This window comes from Vibrio sp. CUB2 (genome assembly GCF_001557945.1).
GTDB classification, from domain to species: domain Bacteria; phylum Pseudomonadota; class Gammaproteobacteria; order Enterobacterales; family Vibrionaceae; genus Vibrio; species Vibrio owensii.
Genome location: NZ_LNRB01000003.1, coordinates 457,798 through 477,823, shown reverse-complemented (window position 1 = coordinate 477,823; position 20,026 = coordinate 457,798). Strand labels below are relative to the sequence as shown.

The window sequence follows — 20,026 nt, the reverse complement described above, 5'->3', positions numbered from 1 at the left end:
GATTACCCTCCTACCTTGATATTGTTAATGCCCACGACGCGGTTGAACACATAAAACAGCGCTAAAACCACAAACAGTAATAGACCGCCTAAAGCCCCCGCCATGCCCCAGTTCAACGAGGTTTGCATGTGATAAGCAATCATGTTGGAAATCATCTGTCCACTTCGTCCACCCACCAATGCTGGCGTGATGTAAAAACCGATGGAAAGGATGAAGGTCAAAAGCGCGCCTGCACCAATACCGGGTAGCGTCAGCGGCATATAAACTTTGGTAAACGCGACTAAAGGCGTGGCACCGAGTGAACGAGCCGCGCGGAAATAAGTCGGACTAATGCCCTTCATCACGCTGTAGAGCGGTAAAATCATAAACGGCAAAAGGATGTGAACCATCGATACCACGGTGCCAAACGTATTATGGATCATTTGAATCCGTTCCGACGTTAAGCCAGACCAAATCAGTAAGTCATTAATGACACCTTGGTTTTGCAACAACACAATCCAAGACGTAGTTCGAACAAGTAGCGAAGTCCAAAATGGTAGAAGAACGACGATCAACAATAGGTTTGCGCGCTTGTCTGGTAAGTTTGCTAACAAGTACGCTACGGGGTATGCCATCACCAAACAAATGAGCGTGATTAAGACCGACATCCAAAAGGTTTTATAGAAAAGGTCGACGTAGATCTGGCGTTTTTCTGGTTGCGCTTCAATTTCACCAAACTCATTCACTTGCATGTCTAATGCCGCTAAATAGTGGCTCAATGTAATGGCACCACTGAGATTCTTAAACGCCGCCCAATACTTGGTTTCTGCCCAGCGCTTATCTAGCTTAGATAACTCAGTCATCGATGCTGGCAATGACTCAAGACGAGATAGCTTTCTTCCGGTTTTCATCATTAAGCTGCGCATTCCGGAAACTTCAATATTCATGCGATTGGCGATTTTTGGCAACGTTTTGCTTTGATACAAACCCAATAGCTCAAGAGAAAACGCAGTGATCACTTCTGGGTGCGGCTGACCGCGATAGTCCCAGCTTTCCAGCGCTTGAATTGTTTCTGGCAATGCTTGTGGTATGGCTCGATTGTCGACACTGCGATACAGCATTTCTAAGATGGGAAATGCAAAGGTGAGCAAAATGAAACACACCAAGGGCACAGTAAGCATGATCGAGCGAATGGTTTTTCTCCGTTCTGCTTTTTGCAGCTGAGCTTTGAGATCGTGTTCTTGCTCATGAACTTGGCGCTCAATTTCCAATACCGAGTCCAACGAGGTTAGCTCTCGACTCATGCTGCCTCCTCATTACATTCCGTTTGCGGTTGAGGTTGTGAGCAATCAAGGGCGTGGCAATCTTCACTTTGCCAGCCGATGCGGCATTGTGCGCCGGGAGTAAGTGAGAGATGGGTGCGGTTGTCATTTGGTACTTTGACGACGAGTTTGCCGACTGTCTCAACGTCAACCACTAAACGATAGTGATCACCATGGTAAATCAGCTCACGCAGGATACCGGAAACTTGGTTATCACACTGATCGCCATCAGACTGAAGGATGATTTTTTCCGGTCGAATCGAAAGCATGGTGCGCTGCCCTCGCTCTGTGACTCTTACCGGTTTCGCATTGAATGCCGCTTTCCCTACCTGCACTTGGCAGCGAGCATCATCTAACGTGTTTACAATACCGGTAAGTTGATTGTTCTCACCAATAAACTGCGCCACAAACGCATTGCTTGGCGATTCGTACAACTCAGTTGGCGGCGCTAATTGCTGCACTTCGCCATGGTTAAATACCGCAATGCGATCAGACATCGTCAGCGCTTCATCTTGATCGTGCGTCACGTACAAAATGGTGATGCCGAGCTTTTCGTGAAGATGCTTTATTTCCATCTGCATTTGCTCGCGAAGCTGCTTATCCAACGCACCCAACGGCTCATCCATCAACACAAGTTTTGGCTCGAACACCAAGGCTCTGGCGAGGGCGACGCGCTGTTGCTGACCGCCAGATAACTGCTTGGGATAACGACTGGCAACGTGCCCTAGTTCCACCATGTCTAATGCGCTTTGCACTTTACTCTCAATGGTTTCACTATCGAGCTTGCGAACCTTCAGCGGGAAGGCAAGGTTTTCAGCAATGGTCATATGGGGAAAGAGCGCATAGTTTTGAAATACAATGCCGATGTCTCGCTTATGCGGAGCAAGGTTGTTCACCGGCACGCCATCAATATAAATTTCGCCGCCAGTGGCAGTTTCAAACCCTGCCAGCATCATTAAGCACGTGGTTTTGCCAGAGCCGGAAGGTCCAAGCATGGTGACAAACTCACCAGGGGCAATATCTAAGTTGAAATCTTTTACAACCAAGTTGGTGCCATCGTAGGTTTTCTTAACGTGTTGAAAGCTGACATAGTCCTTGTTCGCCGAATTCATGGCTTCCCTCCTCTCACTTTTTTGAACATCAAGAATAAGCAGAGCGTCAGTTAACGCCCTGCTAAGCAGCTTGGTTATAAATTGTATTTAGTTAGGTCTAAACGAGTAGCAAGCGCATGCTCGACCAATTGAATCACCTGTTCACGCTCTGCGCCTTGCAAGATTTGACGAGGGGCACGAACTTGCTCAGAGCCGCGTCCACACACTTGCTCCGCCAGCTTGATGCACTGAACCAAAGTTGGGATGGTGTCTAAACGCAGCAATGGTAGGAACCAACGGTAAATCTCTAACGCTTCTGCGTAACGACCTTGACTTGCCAACTTGTAAATCGCTACTGACTCTTCAGGGAATGCGTTGGTTAAGCCGGAGATCCAGCCTGTTGCACCTAGCATCAGTGATTCAAGCGCAATGTCATCAACGCCGCTGAACACGGTAAAGCGATCGTCAAATTGGTTGTAGAGCTCTGTAATGCGGCGCGTATCCGTGGTGGACTCTTTCACCGCCACAATGCTTTCAAATTCAGCCAGTTTCGCCATGATGTCGAGATTGACATCCACACCGTAAGAAACTGGGTTGTTGTAAATCATGATTGGCATTTCTGGCGTTGCTTGCGCCAAAGTGCGGTAGTAATCAAAGGTCTCGCTTTCTGACGTGCGGTACACCATTGCAGGCATCACCATACAGCCATCAATACCGATTTTTTGAGCGTCTTGCATATAGTCAATCGCTGCAGTGGTAATGGACTCTGCCGTACCAGCAATCAAAGGTACACGACCATTGACCACTTCTTGTGCTGCCTGCAATACCTGTCGTTTTTCTTCTGGATACAAGGCGCAGTTTTCTCCTACTGTACCCAAACAGATGATGCCGTTGACGCCATCCTTAATTTGGTTATCGATAACGGTTTGTGTTGCATCTAAATCAATTGACTGATCGTGACGAAACTGAGTACTGACCGCTGGATAGACACCTTTCCATTCTACTTTCATTAACTTTCTTCCCTATATGTATATTGTATGCAATTTTAGAAGGCGAGCGAAAATGCTCAAACTAGGCTGATGCCGCTTTCTTTCAATACCGCTTGTACTGCGGCTAAATCGGCTAAGGCACTGCCCACCGATTTGTATAAGGTGATCGCCTCATCACTCTGACGCCCTCTCACTTCTTTGGCGCAAAGCTGTGGCAACTCTCCTTTAATCTGCTCGGCGTTAAACACGCCCTCTTGGATTGGGATCAGTAAATCCCCTGCTTCCGCTAACACATTAATGCGGCTATCGACATACACCTGTGCGCGCTGCACAACTGTCGAGTCACACTCTCGTTTATCCGAATCGTGATTGCCCACTAAGTCGATATGCGTACCGGGTAGAACCTTTGCACCATCAAACAGTGGTGTAGCGGAAGCGGTCACACAACTAATAATATCAACGTGTTCAAGAGTCTCATCAACGCTCTCAACCACCGACACCGCAAACTGACGTTCGATTGGCAAGGATTGATACTCTGGCGAAGAGACAATGCGATCGACGGTAGCCTTCGCTTTGTCCAAGCTTCGTCCCCAAATATAAACCTGTTTAAGCGGTCGGACTGCGGCATACGCCCACGCAAAATATGGTGCCAAATTACCAGTTCCGCATATCAGCAACCGAGAAGCGTTTTTACGCGCTAGGTAATCCGCAGCTAACGCAGACACCGCCGCTGTACGCCAGAAGGTCAGCACTTTTCCATCGACCAATGCGACAGGTTGACCGTCTTCTCTTTTGAACACCAAGATTTTGGAAGCCAGCGTATCTTTGCCATCTGCTGGGTTTTGCGGAAAATAGGTAAAAGCTTTGACCGCGATTAAGTCTTGGTTCCATGCAGGCAGCAAAGCAAATGCTTCATACTTACCTTCTTCCAAAGGCATCACTCTTCGCTGGGGAATAGCAGCAGGCTGGGCATAAGTTTCTCGCATCGTTTCAATCAATGACTTCATGCTCAAACACTTGGCAACTTGCTGCGCATCGATAACGTTCATGGTTTCTCCAAAGCAAATAAGGGGAACGTCAGAGGCGGAACTTTTGGTTATCAAGCCCACCCCTTCAGAGGTTACACTCAACTGAGTTAACGCCTAATTAAGCAGCCAAGTATTGAACTCTTCATTGAGTTCATCGGCATAATCCGACCACCACTCGTCATTAATCAAAAAGGCTGTTTTAAAGTTCTGCGGTGCGGTAGGCAGGTTTGCCAAAATCTCAGGACTTACTTGCGCCGATGACGACTTGCGTGTTGGACCATAGGCAACGTATTTTGCTTGGTCAGCTAAAGGCTTGGTACCCGACGAAAAAGCAATGAAATCAAGCGCTAGCTTGGTGTGCGCACTGCCTTTTGGAATCGCCCAGCCGTTCATGTATCCCATTTGGTGATCCCAAATAATGCGAAATGGCTGACCTTCATCTTGTCTGGCATTATGGATACGACCGTTAAATGCCGAGGCTATTACCACTTCTTTGTCGGCAAGCATTTGTGGTGGCTGAGCACCTGTGGTCCACCACAACACTTGTGATTTGATGGTATCGAGCTTGGCAAATGCTCGCTCGCGCCCTTGTTCGGTCTCTAGCAAGGCATAAACCTCTTCAGGCTTCACGCCATCCGCCAACAGCGCCCACTCTAAGTTACCTTGGGGCTGCTTTTGTAGCGCACGTCGACCAGGAAAGTTCTGCAAATCAAAAAGGTCGGTCAACTTGCTTGGTGCGGCTTTACCTTTGAATGCCTCTTCATTGACGGCAAGTACGGTCGAAACCACAATCGAGTTGATTGCGCATTCGTGAATCGCCCCTTCAATGAAATCTTGTTCTGCTGGTGTGCCATCTGCACCCGGCGGCAAAATACTCGGATTAACAGGCTCTAACAACCCTTCTGCACAGCCGCGTACGATGTCTGGCTTGTCTAGTGATACCAGATCCCAGCGCACATTATTGGCTTCTACTTGCGCTTTGATTTCGGCTAAACCACCACTGAAGTCTTCTGAGACAATCTCAACGCCCGTCTTTTTGACAAAAGGTTTGTGGTACGCCTCAACTTGGCTCTTGGTAAACGCACCGCCCCAAGACACAATCGTTAATTTCTCTTCTGCGTATGCAGAGGTCCCCAACAGCATTCCTGAAATCAACATCGCCAGTGGTGCTTTCGTCATTCGTGACATGTTTTACTCCTTTGGTCGTTTTCTGGAGGTATCCGGATACGGCTGCTGGACACCTTATTGTTAAATTTTCGTTAACATTAGCATTAAATATATTTTATACAATATTTAATCTTAAAATTTTTTAAGCGAATCGTTTGAGCGTAAATGGTGAAAGATCAACCGATGGGCTTTTGCCTTCAACAAGCTCAAAAATGAGATCGGCGGTAATTGCAGCTTGGGTTAATCCAAGGTGCTGATGCCCAAATGCCAGCAGCACTTTTCCTTCACAAATCTGGTCAATCACAGGTAACGAATCCACTGTTGAAGGTCGATTTCCCATCCACTTTTCTTGTTGCTTGAGCCGGTTTAGTCCACCTTCGAACATCGCATCGCCTTGCTGATACAGCATCTCTGCACGCTTCATATTCGGAGGAGATTCTACGTGTGCATACTCCACGGTTCCCGCTAAACGCAGCCCACTCGCCATCGGCGTCATGATGAATTTTCGGTCGGCAGAGCTGATCGGAAACGGCAACGCTTGCCGTTTATCATCCATCATTAAGTGGTACCCTCGCTCGGCTTGAATGGGCACTGCGATACCAGTTAATTGCTTCACTAAAAGCTTGGAATGTACACCGGCAGCAACGATGATACGGTCGAATGAATATTGACTTGATTCCACCGACACTTGCCCCGATTTACTTAGAGCATCAATCGTTTTATTAACAATGGTTCCACCCTGCTTCTCAAATGCATCATAGAGCTCAATGCAGATGGAATAAGGGTCTAACGTGTGTCCCGTTTCAGGAAAAAACACACCATGGCGAATCTGGCGACTGATTTCTGGAAGCTTTTCACGAATGGTTTTCTGCGTCCAAACTTGATACTTCACGCCGTGTTTTTCTAACTCTTTCAGCGTACTTTGATAACGTTTGAACAGCCGTTCACTTTCAAAGGTCAATAACGAGCCATCCATTTTGATCAGGTCTTTTTTCTCAATGGAATCGAGCAGCTGTTGCCAGCTTTTCACTGCTCTTGAATTGAGACTTTTGATGGCGTTGGTCGAAGGCTCTGTCGAAGAAGGTTTGGCTTTTGATAAGAATCGAAGCATCCAACCCATGGTGGAAGGGAGATCTTGCCATCGGATAGAAACAGGACTTTTTGGGTTCAATAACATCTTAGGTAACTGAGGAATAAGACCCGGAGTTGCGAGTGGAAAAACTTGCTCAGTTGCAATGTGCCCAGCGTTCCCTTTCGAGCAACCATTTCCCACGCCATTCGGGTCGTATAGCGTCACCTGATATCCTTGTTGTTGCAATTTTAAGCCAATTGCCAAGCCGATGATCCCCGCGCCTACTATCGCTATATTTTGATTTTCAGTTTCTTCCTTGACCAACATGAATATGCTCCAAGTCACATTTGAAAAAGCAGATTGTATACAATATATTTTACATCACGATAACATTAAGCCCGTTCGATTCAACCCATTTTTTCAGCAAGGAGCGAAAAATGAGACAAGGAACCTTTTTCTGTATCGATGCTCACACCTGTGGCAACCCTGTCCGATTAGTGGCAGGCGGTGTTCCTCCGCTTAAGGGCAATACCATGAGTGAGAAGCGCCAATATTTCTTGGAACACTATGATTGGATTCGTCAGGCATTGATGTTTGAACCTCGTGGTCACTCCATGATGTCAGGTTCTGTTGTTTTACCGCCTTGTAATGACAATGCTGATGCCTCGATTTTGTTTATCGAAACCAGCGGCTGCTTACCTATGTGTGGGCACGGCACGATAGGCACGGTCACCACGGCAATTGAAAATCGGCTGATCACCCCAAAGGAAGAAGGTCGTTTGATCCTTGACGTCCCTGCTGGACAAATCGAAGTACATTACCAAACAAAAGGTGACAAGGTCACGTCAGTTAAGATCTTTAACGTTCCTGCTTACCTTGCTCATCAAGATGTCACCGTTGAAGTAGAAGGACTGGGAGAAATCACTGTCGATGTTTCTTATGGAGGCAACTACTACGTGATTGTAGACCCACAAACCAACTATGCCGGTCTTGAGCACTATTCGCCTGATGAGATTTTGATGCTCTCCCCCCGAGTTCGTGAAGCGGTTTCAAAAGCGGTGGAATGTGTGCATCCAGACGATCCAACCGTGTGTGGTGTCTCTCACGTGCTTTGGACGGGTAGCCCTACTAATGAAAACGCAACCGCTCGCAACGCGGTGTTTTATGGCGACAAAGCCCTTGACCGCTCCCCTTGCGGCACAGGCACCAGTGCCCGTATGGCGCAGTGGCATGCCAAAGGCAAACTCAAACAAGGTGAGGACTTTGTCCACGAAAGTATTATCGGCAGCCTGTTTAACGGACGTATTGAAGGCGTCACTGAAGTGAACGGGCGAGCAGCCATTTTGCCTAGCATCGAAGGTTGGGCGCAAGTGTATGGACACAACACCATTTGGGTGGATGACGAAGACCCATACGCGTATGGATTTGAAGTGAAATAAGGACAGTAAGGAATCACAATGAACCCGCAAACCGACAACGTTTTTTACGCGACCAACGCCTTTACCGGTGAGGCGCTCCCTTTAGCTTTTCCTGTTCATACGGAAGTTGAGGTCAATCAAGCCGCTACTGCAGCGGCAAAAGTCTCGCGTGATTTTCGTCGCTTAAGTAACAGCAAGCGCGCTAGCCTGCTTCGCACGATTGCCAGTGAATTAGAAGCAAGAAGTGATGACATTATCGCCCGTTCCCATTTAGAAACGGCGCTTCCCGAAGCACGTCTGACAGGAGAAATCGATCGCACAGCGAATCAACTTCGCTTATTCGCTGACGTAGTTAGTTCTGGCAGTTATCACCAAGTCATTCTTGATACGCCAGACCCAACTCGTGCCCCGTTACCTAAGCCAGATATTCGTCGCCAACAAATTGCACTTGGTCCTGTCGCGGTATTTGGTGCATCCAACTTCCCTTTGGCTTTCTCTGCTGCTGGTGGAGATACTGCTTCTGCCCTGGCGGCAGGTTGCCCGGTGATTGTAAAAGGTCATACTGCGCACCCAGGTACAAGCCAAATCGTTGCAGAGTGTATCGAGCAAGCGCTGAAACAAGAGCAGCTACCACAAGCGACTTTCACCTTGCTGCAAGGAAATCAGCGTGCTTTAGGACAAGCTCTGGTCAGCCATCCTGAAATTAAAGCGGTGGGCTTTACTGGATCGGTTGGTGGTGGACGCGCCCTGTTCAACCTAGCGCAGCAGCGACCTGAGCCAATCCCGTTCTATGGTGAACTTGGTGCGATTAACCCGACGTTTATTTTCCCTTCTGCGATGAGAACCAAAGCAGATTTAGCGGAGCAATTTGTTGCCTCAATGACCATGGGATGTGGGCAATTTTGTACGAAACCTGGCGTAGTGTTTGCGCTGAACACACCGGAAACACAAGCGTTTATTGAAACCGCGCAAGCCCTTATTCGACAGCAATCTCCTTCTACTCTACTTACTCCTGGAATCCGTGATAGTTACCAATCACAGGTCATCAGCCGAGGCTCTGACGACGGAATTGACGTCACTTTTTCTCAAGCGGAGTCCCCTTGTGTTGCCTCGGCTCTCTTTGTTACAAGCAGTAAAAACTGGCGCAAACATCCTGCGTGGGAAGAAGAGATTTTTGGTCCACAATCGTTGATCGTCGTTTGTGAAGATGTGGCAGATATGCTTTCGCTCAGTGAAACGCTGGCAGGATCGCTAACCGCGACAATTCATGCAACGGAAGAAGATTACCCACAAGTATCGCAGCTCATCCCTCGTTTGGAAGAGATTGCCGGACGACTGGTATTTAATGGCTGGCCGACAGGCGTAGAAGTCGGTTATGCCATGGTGCATGGCGGTCCATATCCTGCATCGACAAATTCAGCTTCTACTTCTGTTGGTGCAGAAGCCATTCACCGCTGGCTACGTCCGGTGGCTTATCAAGCGTTACCAGAAAGCTTACTGCCCGATTCGTTAAAAGCAGAAAATCCATTGGAGATCGCGCGCGCAGTAGATGGCAAAGTAGCTCACAGTTAAGTTATTGGCTCAAAAAGGCACCAGTTGGTGCCTTTTATTTCACGCCACATCTCAAAACCTTCGCTTGCAGTTGGCTTAATCCAGAAAAACAATAAACTAAAGAAATTGGATACAATATTTATTTTTGACGGGAGACTTCAATGTCACAGAAACCTGTTTTTAAGACCCGCACTCAACTGGTTGAGGAAGCGATTCGAACTCAGATCCTTAAGGGCGAGTTAAAAACTGGTCAACCTTTACGTCAGGACGCGTTGGCAAAAGAGTTTAATGTTAGCCGCATTCCCGTTCGTGAAGCGTTAGTGCAATTGGAAGCACAAGGATTAGTGAGCTTTGAGCCTCATAAAGGGGCAACGGTAACCGAGCTCTCTCCAGATAAAATCGACGAGTTGTTCGAACTTCGCGCCGTAGTGGAGTGCCACATTTTAGAGCGTGCGATTCAGAACATGACTGACGAAGATCTCGAACGTGCACGTGAAGTCCGCGAGCGTTTTGAAGCGGTAGTCAACAGCGGCGATGAGGTAGAAGAATGGAGCAACTACAACTACGAATTCCATAAAGCTTTGTATGCACCCGCAAATATGCCAGAAACCATGGATGTGATTTACAGCCTCAACACTAAGTGCGACCGCTACATTCGCATGCAACTGCTGTTCACGACGGGCATTCAAAAGGCAGAGCAAGAGCATTTGACCTTGTTCGAAATGTGTCAAAATCGCGATGTGGACGGCGCTAAGTATTTGCTGAAAAAACACATTTTGGAAGCTGGCACCGCTATTCGTAACTTGTTGTTGGAACAACAGAACACATCAAAATAAGCTCAGCAGTTAAGGTGGTGTTAAGAAATGAATGTCGGACCTAGATTTCTATTAGCGGCGCTGCGACAAAAGATCAAAGATGAGGGGCTGTGCTACAGCTCTTTGTCAGAGAAAAGCGGTATTCCGTTGTCGAGCATCAAGCGCCACCTGCATAATCCTTCTTTGGGCTTGGATAAAATCCTTGTCTATCTCAACTATTTAAACACCGATCTTATTGAGCTAGCCAACCTCGCCAATCAGCTTCAGCATGAGAACGAACAAATGCTGACAGAAGAGCAAAGCGCGTTATTTCTTGAACACCCCTACCTTCTCGACTTTATCTATATGGTGACGTCTCGTAACCTTGCTCCGAAGGATATTGCAAAAACCTATCAGCTATCAGAAACCAGTCTGCGTTTTTATCTGCGCATCGCGGAAATGCTAGGTTATGTTGAAGATTTTGGTGATGGGTTGTTCTACCGTTCTGGGCGACGCTTTTTGATGGAAGAAGGCTCTGAACTCGACTCATTATTTCGTGAACGCTTCCAAAAAGAATCCTTGTCTCACGAGGTAAATCCGGGGATTTGTGTCGGTCGTATTCGTTTGACCAACGCACAGCGCCAACAACTAGAAGAAGAAGTTTACAACAAGCTGGTTAAGCTAAATGCGATCAATACTTCTAATGATGATGGTGAACTCACCAACGTATTAATGCGTTGTACTCCAGGAGCACAAATTTTCTTCTCTGACGGACTGCCTGACATTGACGGCGACCTATTAAAATATGTCGCGCAACTCACCAATAAAAAAAACTAATATGATTATTATTGAAGTTCAATCAATTTTATATTGATTTTCAATTTAATATTAATTATCGAATTTAAAACCGACAACTAGCTACTTTTAATTCACCGCAACTAATATCGTTTATATCTCGTCTGCGATGACAATATTTCGACCATTGAGTTTTGCTTTATATAAGCACTGGTCTGCTTTATCTAAGTAATAACGAATATCCAAATTCGGTTCTGGACACTGAGTGAACACACCAATTGAACTGGTTAATATGTGACTTTGAGCACTGGTTTCACAAATAATAGAAAGCTCGGCTGTGGCTTTTCTAAACGCCTCTGCGCGGTTGATTGAGGTTTTATGTTCAGACCCTACAATCACAACTAGAAACTCTTCTCCACCAATTCTAAACACGATGTCATCGAGGTCATTAAAGTGAGCAGACAACAATGCGCCTACTTTGGTGATCGCTTCATCCCCTTTTAGATGACCAAACTGATCATTTAGTTGTTTAAAGTAATCTAAATCAATGGATACAAAGCTGACGAGTTGGTTAGTGTCTTGTGCTTTATTAAGAATATCTGGCGTCATGATATTGAAGTATCGGCGATTGTACAGACCCGATAATTCATCAGTAATAGCGAGTTCTTGCAGCTTTTTATTGAGACATCTCAATTCTTTCTCAGCAACAAAGCGACGATGCTTTTCTCTCACTAATTCAATAGATTGACTTGATACCTCAAAATACATTTTAAGTACAGTATCGGCGACCAAGCCATTGATACCTTGCAAAGTGTCGATAGCATTCACTTTCGCCGTCTCTAAAGAGTCACTCGACTCTAACTCTCTTACTGCCACGCTCATTTTTTTATCGTCGCCAATAATATGGAACACGAGCCAACGCACTAAGAACTGTAGGATGTGCTCAATAGATTCTTGCCAGTTGAGATCTTTCGACTCCGCTTGGATTTTTATGACTTCATCAACAAAAGAGGCATGGCTCTTCTTATGCTCATCATTCCAAATATCATCAGAAAAGTATTCATTCCATACACTTTCTTCATATGAAAAGTGATATTGAGCATAGTCTTTTAACTCACTAAATACGCCGTCTACTTCAATCTGGTCATCATAAATCAACGTATTAGCTAATTTATTCACCAATAAAAATAGATGGTAATGTTGTTCATCAATCTTTTTCATCCCTGTCTCAAAATTGTGATTCCAAGGGAAGATGATCAGTTCGTTATCGGACATCGCTGGGCATATATAAATATTATTTCTTTACTGGATAGTACCCCATGTTATTTTAACTTGATAGCCCTACCATATAATTTGACATAAAGAGAAAATAAACTTGTTATAATTATTAAATTAATGAATTTCTTGTTAAAAAATAGCACCAACAAAGTGGTGCTATTTTTTAATTATTTGAACAGCTTTGCTGGATAGCTACTTTAATTCAATCCACGCTTTACGCTGCGATTTGTCCATGTAGGACCAAGCGATAAAACGGCTGACTTTTTGTCCTTGGCTCATTTCCACGATTCGGATCGCTTTTACACCCAACTTTTCAAGTTGTTTGCGCATCGGACGAACATTGTCTTTCTTTGAGATTAACGTGGTAAACCAGAGCACTTGTGCACTGAATGCTTGGCTTTCGTTCGCCATCTTACGGATGAAAGCAGCTTCACCACCTTCACACCATAGCTCAGCATTTTGCCCACCAAAGTTAAGCGCGGGTTTATTGGCTTTTACTTGAGGCGTTTTCGCTTGATTGGCTTGAACCTTCACACCCTTCTTACGCTGATTCGCTTTTAAATTATCTAGCTTACGCTGACTGCCCATCGCGGCTTCTTCAGCTGAACGGTGGAATGGTGGGTTACAAGTCGTAATATCGTAGCGATCGTTTGGTTGGATAATACCACGGTAAATATTGGACTCGCTGGTTTGTTGTACCAGTTCGATCTTACCGTTTAACGAGGCATTACGCTCTGTGATTGCTCGTGCTGATTCAATCGATGTTGCGTCAACATCGCTACCAGTGTAATGCCATCCATATTGAGTCACACCTACGATTGGGTAAATACAGTTTGCCCCTACACCCACATCAAGTGCTCGCACCTTATGGTGTGCATATTTGCCTTTTACTTCACTATCAAGCAACTCTGCTACGCGATGAACGTAATCCGCACGCCCAGGAATGGGCGGACATAAGTAAGTATCAGGAATATCCCAGTATTCAATATCATAATGCGCCGCCAGCAATGCTTTATTGAGCACCTTGACGGCTTTTGGATCAGAGAAGTTGATTGAGTCTTCCCCTTTCGGATTCTTTATCACAAATGATTTGAGCTGAGGCTCTGCTGTGATTAGCTTTTTGAAATCGTAGCGACCTCGATGTGCATTACGTTCATGCAATCCATTTTTGGCAGTTTTGATCACTTCCACATCGCTGCTTTTGTTCGCGGCGTTAGTTTTCAGACCAGTGCTTTTTGCCGCACTCGCAGCTTTTGCTGTTGGTTTATTTTTCACACGCTTTGGTTTGATCTTGGTGACTTCTCTGCTCGGCTTAGACTTCGCCGTTTTTGGCTGAGCTTGTTTCGCGTTGTGATTATTGGTCTTCATTCGAATTCGCTTTTAAATCGAGGTAAATCATAAACAGACGAGCATCAAATTCGAGTTGATGATACTCAGGTTCCATATAACAGCACAGTTGGTAAAAGGCTTTGTCGTGGTTTTTCTCACGCGTGTGTGCCAGCTCATGTACCACCAGCATGCGTAGTAACGCTTCAGGTGCATCTTTAAACACGTTCGCAATGCGAATCTCATTTTTCGATTTCAGCTTGCCACCATGGTTACGACTTATCACGCTATGCAAACCAAGCGCATTGTTTACAGCGTGAATTTTCTTATCGTAGACCACTTTGCTAATTGGCGCGGCTTTCTTCATGTAGCGATTTTTGATCGCTATTGCGTATTCGTAGAGTGCCTTTTCGCTTTTGATTTGGTGTCTATCTGGGTAGCGTTTTTCGAACCAAGGTACCAGTTTACCACTGTCGACGAGTGAACTGACTTGCTCGACAATGTTCTGCGGATAACCTTGAATATATCGAAGTGACGGATGCATGCGTATTAAGTCTGCTATGACAAAAGAAAGGCGCTAAATATACCTGAGATGAGCAAGAGTTTCATCTTAGGTTATAACCAATCTGATTGTTCACAGTACCTACGCAGCTTTTGCAGTCATATTGAGGAGAGTTTAAAAAGGAGTTATTTGCTGGATAGGAGCACCTCAAGCCCCTACCCAACCTAGAAGGTCGCTATTAGCTATCTACGCGGACATCCCCTGTACCGGATTTATATGTCACAGCGCCGTGTTGTAAATCTGCATAAGAGCAAGTGGCTTCATTACGATCAAAAGTCGTCTTCAATTCACCTTTTTTGGCATCAGCCCCTTTCGCTCTAATGCCATTAACCGCAGTGTTCCAGATATCCATACATTGCTCGACATCTGTCGCTGTTGGGTATTCAAACGACTGAGTGTTGCCATCTTCTGTGGTAAAGAATGACAGTTCTGTACCGTCAACAATCAAGGTATCGGGTTCACCCTCAATTTTATGTTTGCCTGCAATAATCCCAATACTAGCAAGCAACGCACCTGCGTAACCTTCCAGAGTTGCATCTCGCGCATCATCTTGAAGATTTAAAAATCTCGGAGCTGCGGTAACCGCCAAAATACCGAGTAGTACAATAACCACAACCATCTCAATTAAAGTGAAGCCTTTATTTCTCATGTTTTTCTCCGTCGTTATATCGGCTTCCTGCCTGTCTAACTTTCCTTTTTATTGGTTTGTAAATGAATAGCGTTCTGTAATTATTTTAGTGTACTTTATACCATTAAATTATACCAGCGTGCGTACCTTATTTTTTAAAATCAATTCGATGTTGTGGCTACTCTTACTTTGATAGATAGCAGGCATTTGTAATGCGGTGTAGTTCCACAAGCTTTCCTTTGTTGCGAAACCTCGCTAAACTTCGCCTCCCGACGATAATGGAGAGAAATTGAATGAAACGTGTCGTTCTTTACGTCAAAGACAAATGCCCGCACTGCAAAGATGCTCAACGTTATCTTGATTCGAAAAATATTAACTACCGCTTGTGCAATGCAAAAATGCAACGCGGACGCAAAGAGCTCGATGCACTGGGGGCTCGTTCTGTACCTGTACTGAAGATTGGCGATCGAGTCATGATTGGCTGGAATCCAAAGAACTTTGAAAAAATGTACAGCAACTAAGTGACATATTAATCAATTTGTTTGATCACTTAGTCACGTTATCTCTACCCTAAAGAGCTTCTCCAAAGAGAGGCTCTTTTTCTATCTGCCCGCCCTATTTCTTTGTCTGTCGCTCTTATTCAAACCACTACTCTGCAAAATTTCCGAATGTCGCATAATGGCAATTTTTACTTCCTTACACATTGTATTTTAACGCTCAAACGAACTGGTCTCAGTTTAATTCGCGCCTAGCTTGCGTCGATGGAGAACTCTGACCATCTTTCTTCATCATTAGTGAGTGTTTATATGTCAGAGACAGCAGCAGAAAACCAAGTAAGCCAGACGCAGCAACCGGTTAATAAGGTCAAGCGCACAACCAATGCATTATTGGCACTCACTATGGTGTCCATTGGTACAGCGATAGTGGCAGATCGCATCATTCCGACAACCGATAATGTCCGTGTTGAAGGCAATGTCGTCTCATTGATCCCTCAAGTCTCTGGTCAAGTTGACAGCATCAGCATTAAACCAAATACCGAAGTCAAAAAAGGCGATGTGCTACTGCAAATCAATACCACCGATCACCAGATTGCGGTCAAGCAAGCAGAAGCAAAGCTCAAGATCGCAGGACAGAATGTTGGCTCGCAAATGGCAGGTGTGATGTCAGCACAAGCTCAATTGACCACCGCGCTTGTGGCACAAGAAAATGCTAAACGCCAAGGTCAACGAGTTTTAGCCATGGCAGAAAAAGGCGTGGTTTCAAAATCAGATGCAGACACTACTCGCGCAGCCATTGATAAAGCGAATGCCGATGTCGTTAACGCCAAAGCGAACCTAGAAAAAGCAAAAGCTCACGTGGGAGCGGCAGGTGAAGAGAACGCTCAGATCCAATCGGCTTTACTAGAACTGCAACAAGCGCAACTGAATTTATCACGCACGACAATGCGAGCACCTTCTGATGGCGCTGTGACCAATTTTAATTTGTCTCAAGGGGCTTATGCCACAGCAGGTTCTCCTTTGATGACGTTTGTCGAAAGCGACGGCTTATGGCTTGAAGCCTTCTTCCGCGAAAACAGCATGGGCAATATTAACGCCGGAGATAAAGTTGAAATTGCACTCGATTATGCTCCCGGACAAACCTTCTCTGGCACAGTATCTTCAGTAGATTTAGGGGTTGCATGGGGCGCGAATAATCAGCCAGGCACCTTAGCCACCGTGAAAAATCAAAATAGTTGGCTGCGCGATACACAACGTATGCCGGTGACCATTAAGCTCGATGATAAACATGCCGCTGACTTCATGCGCATCGGTGGACAAGCAGATGTGGTGATCTACACAGAGAGCAACGCTCTATTTAACTTTCTGGGTAAGGTTTGGATCAATCTAGTGAGCGTGTTCTCTTATGTTAGATAGTCTGACTCAAGCACAAGAACGTCGAATCCTGCGCTATGTTGTCACTGTAGGTTTGGCTACTTTTATCGCGTTATGGTTTACCTGGCCTTTGGCATTTTGTACGCCTCTTTTGACGGCAAAATTCATCGTCGATAAACCGCAATTTCATATTCTGCATGTCAAACAACTTGGCTATGCGTTGATCTCCACCGCGGTCATTGGCTTTTTGGTATCGAGTGGCTTGCCAGAGTACAAAATAGCTTTTCTGGCTGTACTGTCGTTGGGCATGCTGTGGAGCTATTACCTATTTACCGACCCGAAATGGGTAATGTTTGCCACTTTCTTAATGATTGCCCTGATTTTGATTCCATCGGTTACCATCATCGACAAGCAAGCAGCGTTAGACGTAGGCATCGGTTTTGCGTTTTCTGGTATCGTCGCTGTAGCGCTTTACGGGGTGTCGCATGTTTACTTCCCAGAAGAGGATGCGACTGAATTTGCTGGCTTCCCTCCCTCCCCTTTAACTCAAGGAGTTCGTTGGAATGCTGCGATTCGAGCTTGGATGATGTCGTTTCCCTTGGTTTGTTTTTATTTCTATTTCCAACTGTCACAAATATTACTCACCGTTGCGTTTGTCATGCTGCTTTCTCTGATGGCAACCAGCGACAAAGCGGGCAAAACATCATTGTTTTTTGTTATCAGTAATGTGTTAGGAGGACTACTCGCTTTCGCCGCTTTCGTTACCATTTCTCTGGTGCCAAATATGTACATCTACATGCTAGTGATGTTGGTGGTTATTACGTTACTTGGGACCAAGATTTACACCGAGCCCGCCAAAGCCCCAGTCTACGCCACTGCATTTACGGGCTTTATGGTGTTAATGGGTACCTCCATGAGCAGCGGTGCGCTAGACGATAAGTTTTACGTTCGGATATGGCAGTTAGTGTTGGTCGTTGCCTACATGGTATTTGTGACCTATTTCTTCGAATCTCGCGACAAGAAGACCGCGTAGTCGCATTAAGCTTGGGCACTTTATGCTGCTCAAGCTTTCATCACTATTGTCGCAAACTGGCAATGAATATTTCATCAAATTAGTAATCTCATACCTTCCATATTGTTATTCACTGAAGGATGGGAAATACGCCATGCTCGATTCACTCGCTCAAAAATTCATCCCGCCAAAGCCTTACCTTGTGCTAGGCAACCGCATGTTTTTGCTTTCTATCGTGCTGCTTATCATCAGTGCGTATTTTTATGATGTCGGAGAAGCTTTTGTGGCGGTGGAAGTGGGGATCATCCACTACCTATACAATCTCAAATTCAGTACGACCAAAGACACCCTACTAGGTGGCCTTCATCCTTTGGTCATGACATTAGTTGCGGTACCACTTTCCACGGTGCCTATCACTTATGCACCTTTTACTAGCGCGCTGTTTGCCTTCTTACTCGTCATAACAGAGCGCGATAAACACCACCAAGGAGTACCAAAGTACATTCTGCCGCTGACGTTTATGTTGTTATCGATGATGATGCCGGTAGATATCCCAGCCACAGAACTCATGCTACAACGCTCAGTATCGGTTGTGCTTGGCATCACTGTGGCGATCATTGCTAGTACGTTGGTTTGGAGAAACACCAACGCCCAGAGCGGCTCGACGAACACTACACATAAAATAGGTCGCGTTGATCTCAAGTACTCCAGCCGCAAAGCGCTAGGGATTGGCTTGGTGCTGTCGCTAGGTATATGGGGTGGCACAGGAGCCGTTTTAGGTGCTTACCTATTTATGATGATCCACAGCCCGTTCAGCAAAGATTTAGCACCGAAAGCTTGGCAACGTTTGAACGGAACCTTGCTTGGCGCATTAGTTTATTTGCCTGTGGGATTGCTATTGGGCTCGTTCAACTCCGACATGGCAATGACAATAACCATGTGGGTTTTGGTCATCGCTTCGCTTTATGGCATCCTTGTGTATCTCGAACACAACTACACCATTGCCACGGCTTGTATCATGCTGCTTATTCTTACTGTATCGGTAGGTCCTTTTAATCCGGAAATGGCAGAATTGATCTTTTCGCAGCGGGTATTGTTCACCGTAATCGGTGGCGCTGCCATGGTGGCTCTTGGGGTATTGATACCACTTAATGAGAAAGAGATAACTGCATAAAAAAGAAAAGCCTCCCAATTAAAGGGAGGCTTTCCATTGAACAGTTTGGTTTTAATTGGATGCAAATCAAACATACCGCTTCACAAAGTCAATAAAAGTACGGTCGGCAATGGATAGATAGCCTTGTTTTCGCCACGCGAGTGCAAGGTCGAGCTTAACGCTCGGTTCAAATGGAATACCCACCACACCCTGTTCATGTTGTGTCACCAGTTCTAGGAGAGCGGTAATAGCAAATTCTTGTTTAACGATACTCAGAATGAGCGGCAGCAAGTTGGTTTCGAATGAGGACTTCATCGTAAAGCCATGCTCTTCACTCACGTGGTCTAAGAATTCTCGGTGGAAGTAGCCATGTTGGAACATCACCAAATCATGCTCGAAAAACTGATCAAATGTGATGGCATTACGCTGAGCTAAATCATGTTCCGGAGCCACGACGGCAACCATTTGGCTAGTAAACAAGTGGTCAGTTTCTAAGTCGTCTGGTACATCGTCACAGCTGATCACGCCAATATCGAGCTGACCATTAAGTAACATTCGACGAATAGACTGAGTTCCCGCCTCCACCAGCGTCAGCTTTAAATCTGGATACTGGCTCTTAAACGCCATAACAATTCGAGGGAAAAAATAGCTGCCCATCATTGAAGGCGTGCCAAGGCGCACTTCCCCTTTGGCTAAACCCTTGAGTTCATCAATCGCTAACTGCGCATCGTGTAACTGCTGAATTACTCGCTTAGCATGAACCAACAGGGTTTCCCCTTCTTTGGTTAAGCTGATTTTCTTTTCTTCTCGGCGAAACAGCGTCACACCAAGAGACTGTTCGAACTTCTTAATTGAAATACTTAACGCTGGCTGAGCAATGTGCAAAGCCTTAGCTGCATGAGTAATGTTGCCGTGTTCCGCGACCGCCAAAAAGTGTTTGAGTTGTTTCGATTCCATTAGATCAAAAATATATACCAACCATATTTTTAA

General features: G+C 45.6%; 19 protein-coding genes. 8 read left to right on the top strand and 11 right to left on the bottom strand.

The window, feature by feature from the left end; all coding sequences use genetic code 11:
• Positions 1-2: 2 nt before the first annotated feature.
• The 6 genes from ATB78_RS06910 to ATB78_RS06885 form a co-directional block, all read right to left on the bottom strand.
• Positions 3-1,283, bottom strand: coding sequence for an ABC transporter permease (locus ATB78_RS06910; RefSeq protein ID WP_061008188.1), 1,281 nt, complete (start codon positions 1,281-1,283; stop codon positions 3-5).
• The gene (locus ATB78_RS06905) at positions 1,280-2,413 is read right to left on the bottom strand and encodes an ABC transporter ATP-binding protein (protein WP_061008187.1); all 1,134 of its coding nucleotides are present in this window, start codon (positions 2,411-2,413) and stop codon (positions 1,280-1,282) included. Before ATB78_RS06905 ends, ATB78_RS06910 begins: the two co-directional genes overlap by 4 nt.
• Before the next feature lie 74 nt (positions 2,414-2,487).
• Positions 2,488-3,402, bottom strand: a complete 915-nt coding sequence (locus tag ATB78_RS06900) for a dihydrodipicolinate synthase family protein (protein ID WP_009705942.1) — start codon at positions 3,400-3,402, stop codon at positions 2,488-2,490.
• Between the two features lie 56 nt (positions 3,403-3,458).
• A complete protein-coding gene (locus ATB78_RS06895; protein ID WP_061008186.1) occupies positions 3,459-4,430 on the bottom strand; it encodes an ornithine cyclodeaminase family protein in 972 nt (323 codons plus the stop codon).
• Between the two features lie 93 nt (positions 4,431-4,523).
• Positions 4,524-5,597: an ABC transporter substrate-binding protein gene (locus tag ATB78_RS06890; protein ID WP_061008185.1), complete on the bottom strand. Its 1,074-nt coding sequence runs from the start codon at positions 5,595-5,597 to the stop codon at positions 4,524-4,526.
• 121 nt (positions 5,598-5,718) lie between these two features.
• The gene (locus ATB78_RS06885) at positions 5,719-6,975 is read right to left on the bottom strand and encodes an FAD-dependent oxidoreductase (RefSeq protein ID WP_061008184.1); all 1,257 of its coding nucleotides are present in this window, start codon (positions 6,973-6,975) and stop codon (positions 5,719-5,721) included.
• A 110-nt stretch (positions 6,976-7,085) separates the two neighbouring features.
• On the opposite strand from ATB78_RS06885, the gene ATB78_RS06880 reads away from it, so the two are divergent.
• From ATB78_RS06880 to ATB78_RS06865, 4 genes are all read left to right on the top strand, one after another.
• Positions 7,086-8,087: a 4-hydroxyproline epimerase gene (locus tag ATB78_RS06880; protein WP_061008183.1), complete on the top strand. Its 1,002-nt coding sequence runs from the start codon at positions 7,086-7,088 to the stop codon at positions 8,085-8,087.
• Positions 8,088-8,105: 18 nt separating this feature from the next.
• Positions 8,106-9,638 (top strand): aldehyde dehydrogenase (NADP(+)), encoded by a 1,533-nt coding sequence (locus ATB78_RS06875; RefSeq protein ID WP_061008182.1) that lies wholly within the window; start codon positions 8,106-8,108, stop codon positions 9,636-9,638.
• A gap of 140 nt (positions 9,639-9,778) precedes the next feature.
• Positions 9,779-10,453 carry a GntR family transcriptional regulator gene (locus tag ATB78_RS06870; protein WP_005439897.1) on the top strand — a complete coding sequence of 225 codons (675 nt, stop codon included), beginning with the start codon at positions 9,779-9,781 and terminating at the stop codon, positions 10,451-10,453.
• A gap of 27 nt (positions 10,454-10,480) precedes the next feature.
• Positions 10,481-11,248, top strand: a complete 768-nt coding sequence (locus tag ATB78_RS06865) for a hypothetical protein (protein ID WP_061008181.1) — start codon at positions 10,481-10,483, stop codon at positions 11,246-11,248.
• A gap of 111 nt (positions 11,249-11,359) precedes the next feature.
• Here the strand turns inward: ATB78_RS06865 and ATB78_RS06860 are convergent, their stop codons facing one another.
• The 4 genes from ATB78_RS06860 to ATB78_RS06845 form a co-directional block, all read right to left on the bottom strand.
• On the bottom strand, positions 11,360-12,481 hold the full coding sequence (locus ATB78_RS06860) for a GGDEF domain-containing protein (protein WP_061008180.1): 1,122 nt from the start codon (positions 12,479-12,481) through the stop codon (positions 11,360-11,362).
• A 195-nt stretch (positions 12,482-12,676) separates the two neighbouring features.
• Positions 12,677-13,852: a 23S rRNA (adenine(1618)-N(6))-methyltransferase RlmF gene (rlmF, locus tag ATB78_RS06855; RefSeq protein WP_061008179.1), complete on the bottom strand. Its 1,176-nt coding sequence runs from the start codon at positions 13,850-13,852 to the stop codon at positions 12,677-12,679.
• Complete coding sequence (locus ATB78_RS06850; RefSeq protein WP_005528224.1) at positions 13,839-14,354, bottom strand: M48 family metallopeptidase; 516 nt, start codon at positions 14,352-14,354, stop codon at positions 13,839-13,841. The genes rlmF and ATB78_RS06850 overlap by 14 nt, the downstream gene beginning before the upstream one ends.
• A 196-nt stretch (positions 14,355-14,550) precedes the next feature.
• Positions 14,551-15,021 carry a type II secretion system protein gene (locus ATB78_RS06845; protein ID WP_005445513.1) on the bottom strand — a complete coding sequence of 157 codons (471 nt, stop codon included), beginning with the start codon at positions 15,019-15,021 and terminating at the stop codon, positions 14,551-14,553.
• Positions 15,022-15,293: 272 nt separating this feature from the next.
• On the opposite strand from ATB78_RS06845, the gene ATB78_RS06840 reads away from it, so the two are divergent.
• From ATB78_RS06840 to ATB78_RS06825, 4 genes are all read left to right on the top strand, one after another.
• Positions 15,294-15,521, top strand: a complete 228-nt coding sequence (locus tag ATB78_RS06840) for a glutaredoxin family protein (RefSeq protein ID WP_005439862.1) — start codon at positions 15,294-15,296, stop codon at positions 15,519-15,521.
• Between the two features lie 285 nt (positions 15,522-15,806).
• A complete protein-coding gene (locus ATB78_RS06835; RefSeq protein ID WP_049535877.1) occupies positions 15,807-16,913 on the top strand; it encodes an HlyD family secretion protein in 1,107 nt (368 codons plus the stop codon).
• Positions 16,903-17,904 carry a DUF2955 domain-containing protein gene (locus tag ATB78_RS06830; protein WP_049535876.1) on the top strand — a complete coding sequence of 334 codons (1,002 nt, stop codon included), beginning with the start codon at positions 16,903-16,905 and terminating at the stop codon, positions 17,902-17,904. The genes ATB78_RS06835 and ATB78_RS06830 overlap by 11 nt, the downstream gene beginning before the upstream one ends.
• A gap of 133 nt (positions 17,905-18,037) precedes the next feature.
• The gene (locus tag ATB78_RS06825; protein WP_061008178.1) at positions 18,038-19,057 is read left to right on the top strand and encodes an FUSC family protein; all 1,020 of its coding nucleotides are present in this window, start codon (positions 18,038-18,040) and stop codon (positions 19,055-19,057) included.
• Positions 19,058-19,123: 66 nt separating this feature from the next.
• Here ATB78_RS06825 and ATB78_RS06820 read toward each other — a convergent pair whose 3' ends face one another.
• Positions 19,124-19,993, bottom strand: coding sequence for a LysR family transcriptional regulator (locus ATB78_RS06820; RefSeq protein WP_038868612.1), 870 nt, complete (start codon positions 19,991-19,993; stop codon positions 19,124-19,126).
• Positions 19,994-20,026 lie beyond the last annotated feature (33 nt).